Below are 579 nucleotides of genomic sequence, written 5' to 3' on the forward strand. Positions count from 1 at the left end.
TTGCGGCTTTCAGGCACCGCCAGCGGTTCAGGCTTATCCCGTTTCAGTCGTTTTTTCGGTTTGATTCGCATGTTCAGCGACAACTCGCAATAAATCCGGTATACCCTTTTGTGATTGAACTTAAAGCCTTTTACGTTACGCAGGTACAAAAAGCACAGACCAAAACCCCAGTTGCGCTGACTGTCGGTGATGCGGAGCAGCCAGTCAGCAATAACCGTGTTTTCTTCATTCTGTTGAGGCTGATAGCGATAGCAACTTTCGCTGACAGCAAACAACTGGCAGGCAAAACGTATGCTGACGCTTCGGTTTCTGACCGCGTCCTGTGCCATCTGCTTCCGCTGCGATGGCTTCACCACTTTTTTGCCATAGCCTCCTGAATAATTTCGGCTTTGAGCCGTTCTTCGGCATACATCTTTTTCAGGCGGCGGTTTTCGTCTTCCAGCTCTTTTAGTCGGGCCATCATGGATGCATCCATTCCGCCAAAGCGTGAACGCCACTTGTAGAAACTGGCATTACTCATACCATGCTCGCGGCACAGTTCAGCAACTGGCGTTCCGGCCTCGGCTTGCTTGAGGATGG

Annotated in this window: 1 pseudogene; it reads right to left on the reverse strand. The window is 50.8% G+C overall.

Features of this window, described 5'->3' with window-relative positions:
- Window positions 1–577: pseudogene (locus FCN80_RS26285) on the reverse strand (transposase); the annotation flags it as partial.
- Window positions 578–579 lie beyond the last annotated feature (2 nt).

The sequence above is a fragment of the Martelella alba genome (assembly GCF_005217455.1).
GTDB lineage: Bacteria > Pseudomonadota > Gammaproteobacteria > Enterobacterales > Enterobacteriaceae > Acerihabitans.